Genomic DNA, 15,581 nt, shown 5'->3' with positions numbered 1-15,581 from the left:
TTCCGGCCGGCGTCGGAGGAACCCATTCCGCTCAGGTCAAGTGCCATTCCCTCGCAGACAAGACTTCGACCCCCGATCCGCCCAATACTCAAAGCAGTGCCGGCGCTTGCCGGCCCCGCTGCTGAGAATTGGAAGGAACCACATGAGCGTGAATCTTCTCGACACTGCCAATTGGCTGCCCTTGGATGGCCTGGCCCCTGGCTTCGACGCCAACAAGGCACCCCACTCACCGGACCTGGCCGGGCGGACCATCACCATCAACGCCTCGAACGGATCCGTGATCACGCATACGTTCACCGAAGACCGCGTGATTTGGGCCTATGATGCGGCCGAGGGCGATCCGCACGGCGACGAGCGCGGAGATGATTCCTACGAGGCGTTCCAGGTTGAGGAAGACCTCTACTTCGTCCAGTTCCACACCCAAGTGCGTCCGCTCGACGCCGTCAGCCTGGTGCTGGACCTGAAGTCGGGCCGGTCGCTGACGGTTGTCACGATCATCGACGAGGAGGATTCGCAGGGCACGCGGGTAAAACAGCTGTTCGATGCCAGCACCATCGTCGAAGTTCCGACGAATGGCACAGCCCCCTCCCCGAGCCGTGCCCTTATTGGCCGGCGTGTGTTGTGGGTCTATAGCCCGGAGCACGCCTACGAGCACATCTACTTGAGCCCTGAGTGGTACACCTGGCAGTGCCTTGCCGGCCCGGAGAAGGGCCTTGCCGACACCGATGAGAACACGGTCTACGAAATCCGCCCGGGCATCTTCGTCTTTGCTTGGCGTGAGAAGGTCATCCCCTGCGCTTCGGTAACCATCGCTGACCACCGAAACGTGCGCAGCATCCGCTCCCATGGCGCACTGTTCGGACTCGACGAGTCGGGCGAGGTGCCCACGCACTTCACGTTCGGGGCATTCGGCCACTTGATTTCCACCACCGTGCATCCCGAGGAGTTCGACCCCGCACGATGATTGACGTGCCGACGGCGCGGCCCCTCACGAGGGACCGCGCCGGATGCGCGCGGCACGCTTCGAATCACAGGAGTGTAGAATTGCGGCCAAGCTCACACCGGGCAGGCCAACGGCCTGCGGCGCGGGGGGCACTTAAGAAGGAGTTTGATGACCGCCGTGGCCGATGCCGGCTCCGCCACCGTTCACACAGTCGTGGCCGACAGTTTCCAGGACTGGAGCCGTGCCATCTCCGAGTCGTTCGTGCCGTTGATGGTCCGCTCCAACGATGCTCCCACGTTTCATGGGAGCATGCGTTCCCGGGTTCTTGGTGACATCTCGGTGGTTGAAGTCAAGGCCGGGCGGCACACTGTTGTGAGGACCCCGGCGCTGATCGCAAAGTCCACGGGGCGCTATTTCAAGCTCAGCATCCAACTCTCCGGCAGCGGCCGGCTCGTCCAGGATGATCGGGAAGCCGTGCTGAGTCCTGGCGACCTCGCCATTTACGACACGTCCAGGCCGTACGAGCTCTCCTTTGACGGAGAGTTCCGAACACTCGTACTCATGTTTCCGCACGGGCTGCTGGACCTCCCGGCAGAAGCGATGGGACAGGTCACCGCACTGAGAATCCCCGGCAACGAAGGCCTCGGAGAGATCATCAGCCCCTTCCTGGTGCGCCTCGCAGACAATCTGGAAGCATTGTCCGGCGCCAACGGCCTGCGCCTGGCCCACAACGCCCTGGACCTCGTTACCACTTTGTTCAACGGCGAGCTGGACCAGTTGATCGACACCGGCCGCGACCCTCACTTGCTGTTGCTGAGCAGGATCCACGACTACATCGAAGGCAATCTCGGCGATCCGGACTTGGGACCGGGCTCGATCGCAGCGGCGCACTACATTTCGACCCGGCACCTGCACGACCTCTTCCAGGAGATCGGCACCACCGTGGCCGCTTCCATCAGGCAACGCAGGCTTGAACGCTGCCGCCGGGACCTTCGGGATCCCGTCCTGGCCAAACGACCCGTCACAGCCATCGCCGCCCGCTGGGGTTTCACGGATGCGGCACACTTCAGCCGCATCTTCCGTGCCGCCTTCGGCAATTCGCCCACTGGTTACCGCAACGAGCCCTGATCAACGAGAAAGGCGCACGAACGCCCACGGCTTTGCACTTGAAAAGGGAGTTCCGGCCCCGAATTGGCTCAGCCTCAGGCGGCTGCCGTGGGCGCCGTTCCCTCATCGGCCACGGCAGCCATTTCCTCCAGCATCGCCTGCATGAGCCGCTGCTCCAACTCGCGGTGCTCCGGATTTCCAGCGAGGTTGTCCAGCTCGTCCGGATCGGAACGATGGTCGTACAGCTCGGTCATCCCGTTGCCGAAGTAGCAGGTCAACCTGCCATCTGCGGTGATCACAGTGCGCATGCGGACCGGCCCTGGCAACCCGTCCAAGCCGAAGGGCTGTTCCTCCTCGACCAATAGCCGCTCCCGATGCATGTCAGTCCGGCCTTCCAGCAACGGCGACAGGGATCTGCCTTGGATCCCCCGGTAGGACGGCGCGCCGGCAAGTTCCAGCAAGGTCGGGGCAAGGTCGGTGCTGGACACCAGTGCGTCGCTTTGACGGCCTATGCCGCCAGGCACATGGATCAGCAACGGAACGTTCGTCACGGCCCGGTAATGAACGAAATGCTTGAGCATCAACCCATGGTCGCCGAAGAGGTCACCATGATCGGCTGTGAAAACGATAATGGTGTCATCAGCCAGGCCCTGGCGTTCCAATTCATCCAGGATCCGCCCGATGTGTTCGTCCATCAGGGTGATCAAGCCGTACTGGGCGGCCGCCGCGTGCCGGTACTGTTCCTCGGTGGCCGCCCACGTCATGGTGGGATCGATGTTCGGTTCGCCGCGGTGTTCGATCATCCGGCGCACATGCTCGGGCGACCTCGAATGATCCTGGCTGAAGCCGATGGGGAGTTCAATTGCATCCGGATCGTAGAGGTCGGCGTATCCCTGCGGCGGCGAGAAGGGATGGTGGGGATCCGGGAATGAGACAAACATGAAGAACGGCTGGTCCTGGCCTGCGGCATCTTTCAGCTGCTCGATCGCCTTCTCGCCGACGTAACTGCTGGGGTGCAGTTCGGCTGGGACCGCCGTCTGGTATACCTGTTCCCATCCGCTGTAGGCACTGGACGAGTTTTCAGGCCCGCCCACCGCTGCCGGATCAATGCCGCGCTCACGGGCCCAGTGGACGTAGTGTCCGCCGGGCCGGTCGCCGTGACCGATGACGAGGTCCACATGGTTGTAGCCGTAGTAATCCGCGGGCAGCTCGATGAACCGCTCGTCATGGGCGTCGCGGTTTTCCCATTGGTCCCAGCCCGGGGCAAAGCCGGGCTCCCTGGCATCTGTTGCACGCGCCTCTACCAGCAATGGGGCCACCGCGGCGATCTCCGCTTGCTGGTGGGGTTCGAACTCCCAGCCCATATTCTGGTGGTGGAGCTTCCCGACGCCGATCGTCCGATATCCCTCGCCGCGCAGCACCCGGGGCAGTGTTCGTGCCACCGGATCCAAGGTGATGCCGTTGCAGCGGGTTCCATGAACCGAGGGCCACCGACCCGTCATGAGGCTGGCCCGGTTGGGCATGCACGTGGGGTTGGCTACCGTGGCCTCCGTGAACACGGTGCTCCTGGCCGCGAGCGCATCCAGGTTCGGTGTCCTCACGGTGTTGTTGCCGCCGAAGCCGAGATGGTCTGCCCGCAGTTGGTCGGCGATGATGAACAAGATGTTGGGGCGGCCGGTGGTTCCGCCGTTGCCTATTGTCATGCCGGCCGCTTGATGAGCGAGAGGACATCGGTGCGCTGCCGGGCAAACTCGGGCAGCGAGCGCGTGGTGATCTGGTCACGCGGAGCCGGAAGGTCGACGTCGACAATCCGCAAGACGCGGGCAGGCTTGGATCCCAGCACCACAACCCGGTCGGCCAGATAGACCGCTTCATCAATGTCGTGGGTGACCACCAGGATGGTCATGTTGAAATCGCGCCGGATCTTGAGGCAGAGGTCTTCCAAGTCGAAGCGGGTCTGCGCATCAACGGAAGCAAACGGCTCATCCATGATCAGGATCTCCGGGCGGTATGCGAGGGCGCGGGCAATCGCGACACGCTGTTGCATGCCTCCCGAGAGCTGCCATGGGTATTGGTGTTCGGCATGCGAGAGACCGACGGCGGCCAGGGCGTCGTCGCAGCGCTCCTTCAGTTCGGCGGCACTCAGGTGAAGGTGGCGCAGCGGAAGCATGAGGTTCTTGCGTACCGTGAGCCAAGGCATGAGCGAACGGTTGTAGTCCTGGAACACGAGTGCCATTTCGGGCGGAGGTCCGCTGATGGTGCGGCCGTCGATGGCGGCCCGCCCGCTGCTGGAGGGGTGCAGGCCTGCAAGGCATTTGAGCAGGGTGGTCTTGCCCACGCCGGATGGGCCGACGATGCAGACCACTTCGCCGGCGTCCACAGTGAATGTCAGGTCCTCGATGACGGTCCGGGCTTTGTCCCCCATTCCGTAAGTCTTGGCGAGGTGGGAAACGTCGAGGCGGGGCGGCGCCGACGTGGTATCGGCGGGGGCGATCTCTTCGGTCATGGCATTCTTTCCGGGCTGGGCCGCAGTCGCGGCGCTGGAAGTTCGGGAAGTACTGAAGATGGTTTTCATGATGATCGGGCCAATCGACGGGATCCGATGTACCAGGCGAGCACCCGGCGGCGGATGAGGCTGAAGACAATGTTCGCGGCGAAGCCGATGACCCCCAGCAGCAGGATCCCGGCCCACATGTCCGAAATCATGAAGCTCTGCTGGGCCAGCAGGGTCATTGCTCCGATGCCCTGCGAAGGGCCGAGCATTTCGCTGGCGATCATCACCACGAAAGCAACCTGGAGGCTCACTTGAAGCCCGGAAAAGATCTGCGGGGCCGCCGAGGGCAAATAGACCTGGGTGACCTTCTCCACCGTCGTGAAGCGGTACACGCGGGCTACGTCCTTCAGCCCGGAATCTACGCTGCGGATACCATCAACGGTTGCAATCAGCGTGGGGAACAGTGCCGCCAACGCAATGCTGAAGACCCGCATCTCAGTGCCGAAGCCCACGAGCGAAATGAAGATCGGAACCAGGGCAACGGGCGGAATGCTGCGTAGGAAATGGATCAGGGGTTCAAGGACGTTCCGAGCCACCAGCACCAAGGCGATGACAAAGCCGAGCGCCACACCTACCGCCGAGGCCATCGCGTAGCCCAGCAGCAGATTGCCCAGGCTGACCAGGACATCGGATTGGAAGTGGGCGAAAAGCCACAGCTGCTGGAAGCTCTGCAGGATGTCCTTGAGCGGGGGAAAGAACGTGTCGGTAGATTGAAGCGAGGTTGCCCACCACAGCAGCAGGAGCAGCACCGGGGTACCCGCTCCCAGAAGCCAGAGCAGAAGTTTGCGGTTCATCGGTGTGCCGCCTCTCGGAAGGATTCGTGCCAGTGGAGCATGCGGCGTTCCACAGCGCTGGTAGCGCCCTGGAAGAACATTCCGAGCACGCCAAGGACGATCACCAGGGCATACAGGGTCGGATAGTCGCCACCGGCTTGGGCTTGGTAGATGCTCTGGCCGAGCCCCGGGCCGCCGCCCAACAGGCCGGCTACCACAGTGATGATCAGGGCGCCGGGCGCCGCCACCCGGATGGCCGTGCCGATGAAAGGCATCGCACTGGGCAGTACCACCCGCAGCAGGATCTCCGGCTCTTTGAGTCCGTAGGAACGGGCCGTATCGCGGGCCACCGGATCGGCGTCGTGGACCCCGTCCACGGTCTGCATGATGATCGGCAGGAGGCAGCCCAGGAACACCAGGAACCAGGACATCTGGCCGGTGGGCCCCAGGACCAGGACCACCAAGGGAAGAATGACGATCGGCGGAATGGGCTTGAGGAACTCCAGGACCGCCACCGTCGCGTAGCGGAACGGCTCAAAACTTCCCACCAGGATGCCCAGTGCAATGCCGGCGACGGCGGAGGTCAACAGTCCGAGCAAGGCGATCCCCACCGTCGTCGCCAGGGAAGTCCAGAAGGCCTCCGTAACGACGACGGCGGCGAGGTTTACCGCGACCGAGGTGACCGTTGGCAGTGGCCCGCCGGCCATGGGTCCGGTGGCGACCAGCTGCCACGCAGCCACCGCCACGAGGAAGCCTGCAGCGCTGGTAAGCAGCGTCTTCGGCTGGATTTTCATGATTGCGTCTCCAGGAGCTTGGTGGGGGCCGTTCAGTTCCCCATGATGAGGTCGGGCGCGAGCTGCACGCTCTGCTTCAGGAAGCCCAGATCCACCAGTTGCTTGTCGACGCGTTCGATGTCATCGACGCGCACGGTCACCGGCCAGTAGTTCGCAGCTCCGGCCCGGACGACGTCAAGGCTGGTCTTGGTGATCTTGGCACCCAGCTCCTGGGCTTCCGGGAGGTTGGCGTTGGCATACGCATTGGCCTTGTAGATGGCCTTCTTGAATCCCTCCAAGGCCGGCTTCTTGGAGGCCACCGTGCCCTTGCCGGCCAGCCAGAGGCCGACTGCGCCCTTCCCGAAGAACTCGATTCCCGGCGAGGCAAGGAGCTTTTCGCCGTCGTTGACGGCTTGCGAGCTGAAGGGGGATATCAGCGATGCCGCTTGGACCCGTCCTGCCTTGAGCGCCTGCATGGCCGAGGACGGGTCCAGGACCATCCAGTTGACCTTGGCCGGATCCCCGCCGTCGTCCTTGATGACCTTGCTGACGGTGACTTCCAGTTGGGCTTTGCGGGCAGGAACGGAAACGGACTTGCCTTCGAGGTCCTTGGGCCGGGTGATGCCGGAATTCTTCCCTGCAACAAGCGCGGTGTCGTCAACTTTGGAAAGGTCTTTCGTGCTCAGGGCGTCGTCTGCGTATCCGTCGGCGGCGGCGACGATCGTCACCGGGACGTTTTGGCTAAGGGCGTTAAGCATGGGGATCGACGGCGAATACGTCAGGTCCAGCTGTCCGCTCTGGGCTGCAGCCACGCCGGCGGGAGGGTTGGCCACGACGGAGACCTGGACGTCCAGCCCTTGTTCCTTGAAGTAGCCTTTATCGATCGCCAATTGCAACGCGGCGTCCGAGCCGATGCCGATGGTGCCGACCTTGAGAGTGGTAAGTCCTGCCGGGTTGCTGGCGGATGAGGGACTAGGGCCCGATCCACAGGCAGCGAGCGTGAGTGCCACAGTGGCAGCCAGGACGAGGGGAATGCTTCTTCGCATCGTGTGTCTCCTTGCTAGTACGGCTAGTTGCCGAAGTTGGGGTGCATTTCTTGTCGGGAATCCATGGGGGTGACGTCTTGGTATGTCAATTGCCGGTGGCGTCGTGGACGACCCGCCCACCACTGACGGTCATGAGCACATCGTTTTCGGCCAATGCCCCGATATTTCCGTCGTCGGGCCAGCCTTCGGCCAGAAGGCAAAGATCTGCCGCCATTCCGGCACGGAGGGACCCCTTGAAGTGGTCTGCATGGTCCTGCCAAGCGGCCTGGCTGGTCATGGCGGCGAGGGCCTGCGTGCCGGAGATCCGTTCAGGATCGTCCTTGCGTCCGGGGCGGGTCCGCGTTGAGCGCTCGACGGCGGAAATCACCGTGCGGCGCCAGTCGGTGGACGCGACAGGTGAGTCCGATGCCAGGTTGAAATGCACTCCTGCGATGGATGCGGAATGAAGAGGCTGATGGCGCTCAAAGCGTTCCTCGCCCAGGATGGAGCGCATCGCGTCGCCGGCCATCGAACGGATGAGCGGGTTGGTGCTGTAGCCGATGGTCCGGGCCGCCATGGTGTCCAACGTCCGGTGCGAGCTGAAGGAACCATGGATGATGTAGTGCCGTCTGGCCACGGTGTCAGTGCGGGCAATCAAGGCCTCCACGGCGGCCTCGGTGGCGGCGTCGCCTGTGGCGTGGATCCCTGCCTGCAAGCCAGCGATATCGATCAGTTCCAGGATGTTGCCGAGTTCGGCTACCCGTTCGGCGTCACTCCCGCCGCGGACCACCAGGCTGCCGTGCTTGCACGCATCTCCGTAGGGTTCGGACATCCAGGCCGTCCCGCTGCGAGGGATTCCGTCCGCAAAAACTTTGATCCCGGCAATGCGCAGGAGCCGTTCGTCGATTCCGCGGTCCGTGTAATGGGTGGCAAGCCCTGAAGCCAGTCCATCCGCTACCGCCTCAGCGCTCACTCCCCCGGTTCCGGCGAACAGGAGGAGGACATTCATACGCAGGCTCAGCTCCCCCGCGACGGCGAGATCGCCGAGCAGCTTGAGTGCCGCCGTCGAACCCGTTCCGTCCAGCAGCCCGGCGCTGGCCGGTCCCAATCCGGGTTCAGTGAGCGAGGTGATGCCTTGTTGGTGCAGCAGGGACTGCATGGACAGGGCCGAGCGTCTCAAGGTCTCCACGGGCACGGGCGGCAGGGCTCGTGAAATGAGTTCCATGGCGCCGTCCTTGAACAGGCCGCGGGGGCTCCCATCGGTCAGCCGCGCGACAACTCCCCCTGGAACATCGGCCGTTCCTGCGGTGATCCCGGCGGCGGCCATCGCAGCCCGGTTGGCCAGGAGTTGGTGTCCGGTCTTATCGAAGGCAACAACCGCTACGTCCGGCCGGGCATCCAGCAATTCACCATGCTCGGGGCCAATCAGGACCTCATCCCAGCCGTGGGCACGGATCCAGCCGTCCGCTCCGGGTTCTGCCGAGTCGATCATGGACCTCACCCCTGCCCACGATTCCGCGGAGCCCACGCCCAGGTATCCGAATCCGACCATGGAGGAAGCAATGAAGTGCAGGTGCGCATCGTTGATTCCAGGGATGACGGCTCCGCCCGCGGCGTCAACAACTCGAGTGTCCGGGCCGGCCTGGGCCAGCACGTCGCCGTCACTGCCTACCATCGTGATCTTGCCGGCGCGGATCGCAATTGCGGAGGGACCCGGCCCGGAGCCGTCGTCCACCATTGGCAGCACCTGGCCATTGACCATGACCAGTTCCGCGAATTGCTGCATCGCTGCCTCCGACCTTTCGCGCACTCGTAAGTGTGACTTCGATTACCCATTGAAGCCAAGTATGTCGTTTGACTAGGTCATTTGACTAGGTTTATGGCGAACTTTCTTGTTTAGTTGCTTTCATGACCACCGCCGCCGCGCTTCCGAGGAAGCGACGGAGCCGGACATAGGATGGTCAACGACGTATCTGGGAGGACACCATGGCCAGAGTTCCGGTCGAAGAGCGCCGGTTGCAGTTTGTGCGTGCGGCCGCGAAGGTCATCGCGAGCGATGGACTGGCCGCCGCCACCACGCGGCGCATCGCGGCTGAAGCCGACGCACCCTTGGCGGCGCTGCACTATTCCTTCCGGAACAAAGATGAGCTGCTCCAAGAGGTGTACAACTTCCTGAGCCGCGACTACGCGCAGGCACTGCCTCCAGTCGGCGAACCGGAGTTGGGCCTGGAACACGTGATCCAGGCCCACGCCCGGCGTATCTGGACCCGCATGGTGCAGAATCCGCATGAGCAGATAACCACGTTTGAGCTCTTGCTGCGCCGCTTCCGCGTGGGACCCGATGATGAGCCGCAAGCACTCCTAATGAACAGGACCATGTACGAGGGGTGGATCAGTTCAACCCTGGATCTCTTTCGCGGTGCAGCTGAAGCTGCCGGCGACCCCGTTCCTGTGAACCTCGAACAGGTCACGCGCTTGTTCATCTCCGGCATCGACGGCATCAGCATGCAGCATCTGGCCGATCCGGACGAGGAACGGTCCCTGGGGCTCGTCGACCTGCTGGCACGTTCGCTGACAGGCGCGCTCGACTACAGCTGACGGCTTGGTTCTTGTCCGCGCCTGAAAGTCGAAGCCTTACTGTCGAGTGGACGGCCTGCGCCGAAGGACCAGTCCCGCAACGATCCCAAGCACCAGAAGCGCACCCGAAGCGGCCGTGGACACCACAAAAGCGGCGCCGGGACCTTGGGTCTGTGCCAACTGGCCCGCAAGGTAGGCGCCCAAAGCCGTACCGGCCACGATCCCGCTCGCCAAAGCCGTCATGACCGTTGCCATGCGGCCGGCCGGAGCCACCACTCCCCCGATGCTAAAGACCGTCACCATGACGGGTCCCACCGGAATTCCCAGTACGAGCAAAACAATGACCATTGGCCAGATCCCGGCCGGAAGGAACAACAACAGCGAGAACGCCGTCATCGCCGCGGCAGCAAGCACCCAACGGATGGCAAGTCCAAAGCGCTGCGGCCAGTAGGCAACAGACAGGGCGGCGACAGCGGAGCTCAGGCCCATGACGGAATACATCAGCCCCGCGATTTCGGCGGTGGCAAACTGGGCGGAGAACGCACTCAACGCATTCTGCGTGGCGCCGAAAAATGTTCCCATGCAGACCATGGCCAATACCGGAACGGCTACCTTCAACCAGGCAAGGGAACGGACACCTGTTCTCTGTCCGTCAGGAGCGCTCCCGACGGCGGCCGGTGCCTTGCGCTTAGCCGGCACCACGGCCAAGTGCGAAGGATGGACGGCGAAAGCAGGCACGAGGGTGGCAGTGAGGACCGCGGCCAATGCCAGCGGCAGCCAAGGAGCTACCAGGCTGGCCAAAATGCCAACCAGCGCGGGCCCTAGGACGAAAGTGACCTCGTCTGCGGTTCCTTCGTAGGACAAGGCAGTATCCAAGTCGGCACGACTCGCCGCCACACTGGCGGAACCGGCGGCTTTTCCGCTAGCTCCAGGGCCCAGGTTCCGGGTGGCCAGGTTCCTTGTGGTCAGTGCCATCCAGCGAACCCGGGCCATGGGACCCACCTGCGGGCAACTCGCCCCAGCGAGGAAGGCCGTCACCAGAATGGCAATCGCGTCCGTGGGCGCGTTGAAGTCCGGCGTCAGGTAAGCCGCGACAAGCAGTGCAATGACTGTGATGGCGTTGACGGCCGCGGCTACGAGCAGGACCGGACGCTGACCTGCCCGGTCAGCGAGAGAGCCGAGCACCGGCGCACCTACGGCCGACCCGATGCCGACTGCGCCGGCGGCCAGGCCGCCGAAGGCGTAAGAATGGCTGACAGCCGTGACAAGTGTCAGGGTGCCTACGGTCAGCATGGCGAGGGGCAGCCTCGCGAAGAGTCCCAGCGGCAGGAAGTTTCGGCCAGCAAGTTCGGGCAGGCGCGCGAAGCGGCCGGGCAGACGTGAACGGCGCTGCGCGGTAGAAGGAGCAGCTGAATCTAGCAGGACCGGCTGCGATGGGGCAGGCTCGAGCGCGGTGTTGGCCGCGGCGTTTCGTGGGAAGGAGTTCATGATTCCGGGTTCGCTGAATGGTGCGCATCGTCCCTCCTCCCGATGCGCGCGACCCGGTGTAACCCTCCAAGTCTACCGGACTGCTCCCGGGCGGTGTGTCTGTTCCTTGTGGCCCCGTCCTAGGCGGCCACCGCATCGACGATTCGCACAATGGAGCCGTTTCGGCTCTTGATCACCTGAAGCTGACTGCTGATTCTTTGCTTCATTTCCGCAACGTGGCTGACGAGTCCAACGACCCGGCCGCCGTCGCGTAGTCCTTCCAGCGCATCCATGACCTGTTCGAGCGACTGCTCGTCAAGGCTCCCGAAGCCTTCATCGACAAACAAGGTTTCGATATCTACGCCGCCGGCCTCTTGCTGGACAACATCCGCGAGCCCCAAGGCCAATGCGAGCGAGGCCATGAAGGATTCTCCGCCGGAAAGCGTGGCGGTGTCCCGCCGCTGGCCTGTCCACTCATCCACGACTTCGAGGCCCAAACCGGATTTCGCGCCCCGGGCCGCCTTGGCGTCCGTGTGCTGAAGGGTATAACGGCCGTCGCTCATGGCAACAAGGCGCTCCGACGCCGCTGCTGCGACCTGTTCGAGCCGGGCAGCCAGGACATAGCTGTTGAGGCTCATTTTGTAGCCGTTGTCGCCCGACCCTCTGGCAGTTTCGGCGAGTTCGCTGAGCACCCGGGCGCGTTCGCGGGGTTCCCGACCAGACGCCGCAGCTTCTTCATACTGCGAGCGGATCGTTGCCAGGCTCTCTACCGTGCGGGCGGCGAGTCCCGCAGCGAGGGCAAGACGGCGGGCCGCTTCTTCCGCCTGCCCGGCCTCCTGTTCAAGGGCGGCGAGCTCGACGGCGGACAAAGGCACCTCGCCGATCTGGGATTCCTTGGCAGCAAGCACAAGGTCCTCGGACTCAAAAAGCTCCGCGAGACGGGCACTCTCGGTCTCGGAAGCCCTGACGACTTCGTCAAAGCGGGCGGCGTGCTGTTCGTCGAGGATCTCGCGCCGGGCATCCTCGGCTGTTTCGAAGTGGTTTGCCGAAAGAGCATGTTCCAAGGCTGTGGACGCATCGTCCAAGGCCTGTCGGGCGCTTTCCAACTGGGCGCCTGCAGTTACGGCGAACTGCAGGAGCACGCGTTGCCCCGCCAATGCCTCGATCCTGGCGCGGAGAGTGTCGAAGCCATCACGAAGCCCCGAAAGCAAGGAGTCCAGGGACTCGCGTTGTTCGCCCAGCACGGCGATGGTTGACTCAGCCTGCGCAGCAGCCGTGTCCTCCTGGAGTTGTTCATCCTCCAAGCGGGCTATGCGCTCCTTCGTGCGGGTGAGATCTTCCTTTCCTCGCTTGAGTATTTCGACGGCGGAGCGTGCCGAGGCGAGGGCATCGTTGGCCGAGGCCTCCGCGGAAGCGGCTTCCTTTGGATCGATGTCTCCGCCTTGGGCGGCGAGCACGGCGACTTCCTGCTCGGCCGAGGCGAGCTCAGCCGCCGCCTGAAGTAGTTCGTGCTCGCTCTCGTCATAGCGCTCGTGGGCGGATTGCTCTTTCTCGGCAAGGGCCAAGGCCGTCAGTCCGGCTGGCGCTGGAGAGGGGTGCTCAACGCTTCCGCAGACAGGGCAAGGATCACCATCATGCAGCTTTGCTGCGAGCTCGGCGGCGGCGTTGGCCAACCGGGATTCGCGCAGATCCAGCCAGAGTTGGCGGAGGTCTTGGGAAAGCGCACGGGCGAACGCGTGCCGCTTGACGGCCGCGGAGAGTGATTCGAGGGCCGCGGTGCGACGGGCCACCGTCTTGACAGTGTTCTGTGCGGCGGCGGCTTCGCTCTCGCGGAGGGGCAATTCCAGGGCTGCGGCCTCCAGTGGGCCCAGGCCGGCTTCCAAGGCAGCTGCCTCCGCACGAAGCCCTGCGACGGCTATGGACCTTGCCGCCTTGGCCGCGTCCCGCCCCCCGGCCGCCACGTCGAGTGCAACAAGTCTGGCAGTGATGTCCTCAAGCTTTTGTTCGTCTCCAACCCGGGCCTCCAGGACTGCTGTGGTTTCCTGAACTCCGGCCAAGGCCACCGCGGGATCGCTTGCGTCCAAGGAGGCTGCAAGAAGCTTCGCCGTAGCGGCTTCGGCTTTCGAGCCCGCCAGGTCCAGCGCTTTCGCGGCGCGGTCTACGGCGTCGAGCTGTCCGCCAAGGACGGCGGCCTTCCGGTGGCGTCCTAGACGATCGCGGACTTCTTGGACTTCGGCCGCGCGTGCGGAGAGCGCTTCGTGGCGGAGCATGGCGGCGTCGAGCTTCGCGTGGCGTTGGACCCGTTCCCGTGCGGAATTGAGCTTGTCGGCCAGCCGAAGCCTGACAATGTCTGCGGATCTGGCCACCTGGTGCCGCTCCGCCGATTCGGCCCGCGCCCATGCTTCCAAGTGGCCGAGCCTGAGTTCGGGCGCCGCCACGCCAGACTTTACGTCAAGGACCTCCGGGTCCACAGACTCTTCAATGCCCAGTTGGGCAAACTCCGATTCGGCCCGCTGCAGGAGCAAGTGAAGACCGTTCTGGTTGTCCTGCACCGCTGCGCGCGCGGTGATTGCCTGGAATGCCAACTGCTGCTCAATGGCTTCAAAACGCTGGGTGCCGAAGAGTTTCTGGAGCAGGTCTAGCCGGTCGGAAGCCTTGGAGCGTAGGAAAGCCGCAAAATCTCCCTGCGGGAGCATGACCACCCTGGTGAACTGCTCCCGGTCCATCCCGAGGACGTCACCGATTTCCGCACCGGCTTCGTCGTTCCGGGACGTCTTTTCTTCCCACGAGCCATTGACCCGTTCACGCAGGAGGGTTTTGGCCTGCTGGGTGGTGAAGCCTTTGCGTCCGCGGGCACTGGGCCTGTCCCACGCCGGGGAGCGGGTGACCTCAAAGCGCCTACCACGCGCCGAGAATTCGCAGACAACCCGAGGCTCTGCAGCTGGTTCCGCGTGGTCGCTCCGCAAGCGTTTGCCGTCTTGGCGAGCCCCGGGCACGGAGCCATACAAGGCAAAGCAGATGGCGTCGAGCACGCTCGTCTTGCCTGCGCCGGTGGCACCGTTCAGGAGGAACAGACCCTGGGCGCCCAGCTGATCGAAGTCGATCGACTGAACCTTGGCAAAGGGCCCGAAAGCCTCAATCTCAAGGTGGTGGATTCTCACAGCTCCGCCCCTTCCAGCCGAACCGCTTCCAAGGCTTCACGAAGCGCGGAAAGTTCAGTTTCGTCGGCGGGCCTTCCCCGTACGTGATCAAGGAAACCGCAGCAAACTCCGAGATCGTCCTCAGCTTCGGCAAGCCTGCTGCTGTAGCTGGCCTTGGCCCTTCCCTCGGCGTCCTCCGGATCAAAGCCCAACACCAGGGTGTCCGGGAAGCGGGTACGCAGCTGTTCCATGGCCTGCGCCGGCCGCGCGGAGTCCGTGAGCGTGACTTGGCAGTAGGCGGATTCGGCCCACTTGTATTCCTCTGCCTCCAAAAGCTCGGCGAGCTTCCCTCTGAGAATCGCCAGCTCCCGCGGCGCTTTCCACAAGATTTCCTCGACGTGGTTCACGCCGTCGGCTCCGACGTCAATCAGCCATGCGCCCTTCCGATGCTTGGCTTCGGAGAAAGAGTAGGCCAGCGGCGAACCCGAATACCGGACGTGCTCCGAAAGTTCCTGGCGTCCGTGAAGGTGGCCCAAGGCCGTGTAGCCAATGCCGTCGAAGAGATCAAGCGGCACTGCTCCCAAACCGCCGATGCTCAGATCGCGTTCGCTGTCCGAAGTAATGCCTCCACTCGCGAAGGTGTGTGCCAGCACGACGGAATGCACAGGTCCCGTCTCGCTCCGCCGGGCGACGTCCTCGCGAATAAGGTGCACGGCTGACTGGGTGACGTCGAAGTGACTAGCTGTTTGTGTACCGAGCCGTTCGGCGACGAGCCTCGGTTCAAGATAAGGAATGCCGTAGACGGCCAGCACCGGGGCACCCGGCAGAGCTTCGCCGACGTCGTTCCCATCCATAGTGAACAAGACCGGGGAGTCCAGATCCTCTAGGCGGGTCCGCAGATGGACCCCCCCGCGCTCCAGCAAGCGTGAGGCGAACCCGAGGCGGATCGCGGAATCGTGGTTACCGCTTGTCAGCACTACCTTGGCGCCAGCGTCCGTGATCCGCACGAGGGCGTCGTCGAGAAGCTTCACAACATCCAGTCCGGGAAGGGCACGATCGTAGACGTCACCGGCAATCAGCACGACATCGACCGACTGCTCGCGGATCACTGCCAGCAATTGCTCAATGAAATTGCGCTGGGCATCCAGCATCCCGACGCCATGGAATGAGCGGCCCAGGTGCCAATCCGAAGTGTGAAGAAGCTTCATGATTTCACGCTAAC

General features: G+C 63.7%; 12 protein-coding genes. 3 read left to right on the top strand and 9 right to left on the bottom strand.

Going from position 1 to position 15,581, the window contains the following annotated elements; translation table 11 throughout:
• The first annotated feature begins 142 nt into the window (after positions 1-142).
• Together HNP00_RS06755 and HNP00_RS06750 are read left to right on the top strand one after the other, a co-directional pair.
• Positions 143-964: a molybdenum cofactor biosynthesis F family protein gene (locus tag HNP00_RS06755; protein WP_184737228.1), complete on the top strand. Its 822-nt coding sequence runs from the start codon at positions 143-145 to the stop codon at positions 962-964.
• Between the two features lie 147 nt (positions 965-1,111).
• Positions 1,112-2,071, top strand: coding sequence for a helix-turn-helix domain-containing protein (locus HNP00_RS06750; protein WP_184737226.1), 960 nt, complete (start codon positions 1,112-1,114; stop codon positions 2,069-2,071).
• A 74-nt stretch (positions 2,072-2,145) separates the two neighbouring features.
• On the opposite strand, the gene HNP00_RS06745 is transcribed toward HNP00_RS06750, so the two are convergent.
• The 6 genes from HNP00_RS06745 to HNP00_RS06720 form a co-directional block, all read right to left on the bottom strand.
• A complete protein-coding gene (locus tag HNP00_RS06745) occupies positions 2,146-3,753 on the bottom strand; it encodes a sulfatase (RefSeq protein WP_184737224.1) in 1,608 nt (535 codons plus the stop codon).
• Positions 3,750-4,556 (bottom strand): ABC transporter ATP-binding protein, encoded by an 807-nt coding sequence (locus HNP00_RS06740; RefSeq protein ID WP_184737222.1) that lies wholly within the window; start codon positions 4,554-4,556, stop codon positions 3,750-3,752. The genes HNP00_RS06745 and HNP00_RS06740 overlap by 4 nt, the downstream gene beginning before the upstream one ends.
• A gap of 65 nt (positions 4,557-4,621) precedes the next feature.
• Positions 4,622-5,398 (bottom strand): ABC transporter permease, encoded by a 777-nt coding sequence (locus HNP00_RS06735; RefSeq protein WP_184737220.1) that lies wholly within the window; start codon positions 5,396-5,398, stop codon positions 4,622-4,624.
• Positions 5,395-6,171, bottom strand: a complete 777-nt coding sequence (locus HNP00_RS06730; protein ID WP_184737218.1) for an ABC transporter permease — start codon at positions 6,169-6,171, stop codon at positions 5,395-5,397. Before HNP00_RS06730 ends, HNP00_RS06735 begins: the two co-directional genes overlap by 4 nt.
• Positions 6,172-6,203: 32 nt before the next feature.
• Entirely contained in the window at positions 6,204-7,196 is a 993-nt protein-coding gene (locus HNP00_RS06725; protein WP_184737216.1) for an ABC transporter substrate-binding protein, read from the bottom strand.
• 85 nt (positions 7,197-7,281) lie between these two features.
• Entirely contained in the window at positions 7,282-8,961 is a 1,680-nt protein-coding gene (locus tag HNP00_RS06720) for an amidohydrolase (protein WP_184737214.1), read from the bottom strand.
• Positions 8,962-9,161: 200 nt separating this feature from the next.
• Here HNP00_RS06720 and HNP00_RS06715 point away from each other — a divergent pair, with 200 nt between their 5' ends.
• A complete protein-coding gene (locus tag HNP00_RS06715) occupies positions 9,162-9,773 on the top strand; it encodes a TetR family transcriptional regulator (protein ID WP_184737212.1) in 612 nt (203 codons plus the stop codon).
• Between the two features lie 36 nt (positions 9,774-9,809).
• On the opposite strand, the gene HNP00_RS06710 is transcribed toward HNP00_RS06715, so the two are convergent.
• From HNP00_RS06710 to HNP00_RS06700, 3 genes are all read right to left on the bottom strand, one after another.
• Positions 9,810-11,240 (bottom strand): MFS transporter, encoded by a 1,431-nt coding sequence (locus tag HNP00_RS06710; protein ID WP_184737210.1) that lies wholly within the window; start codon positions 11,238-11,240, stop codon positions 9,810-9,812.
• Positions 11,241-11,359: 119 nt separating this feature from the next.
• A complete protein-coding gene (locus HNP00_RS06705; RefSeq protein WP_184737208.1) occupies positions 11,360-14,380 on the bottom strand; it encodes an AAA family ATPase in 3,021 nt (1,006 codons plus the stop codon).
• On the bottom strand, positions 14,377-15,567 hold the full coding sequence (locus HNP00_RS06700; protein WP_184737206.1) for an exonuclease SbcCD subunit D: 1,191 nt from the start codon (positions 15,565-15,567) through the stop codon (positions 14,377-14,379). The genes HNP00_RS06705 and HNP00_RS06700 overlap by 4 nt, the downstream gene beginning before the upstream one ends.
• Positions 15,568-15,581: the final 14 nt, after the last annotated feature.

The organism is Arthrobacter sp. AZCC_0090 (genome assembly GCF_014207375.1).
Lineage (GTDB): Bacteria > Actinomycetota > Actinomycetes > Actinomycetales > Micrococcaceae > Arthrobacter.
The sequence above is the reverse complement of the archived record's forward strand: the minus strand, read 5'-3'. Positions and strand labels throughout refer to the sequence as shown.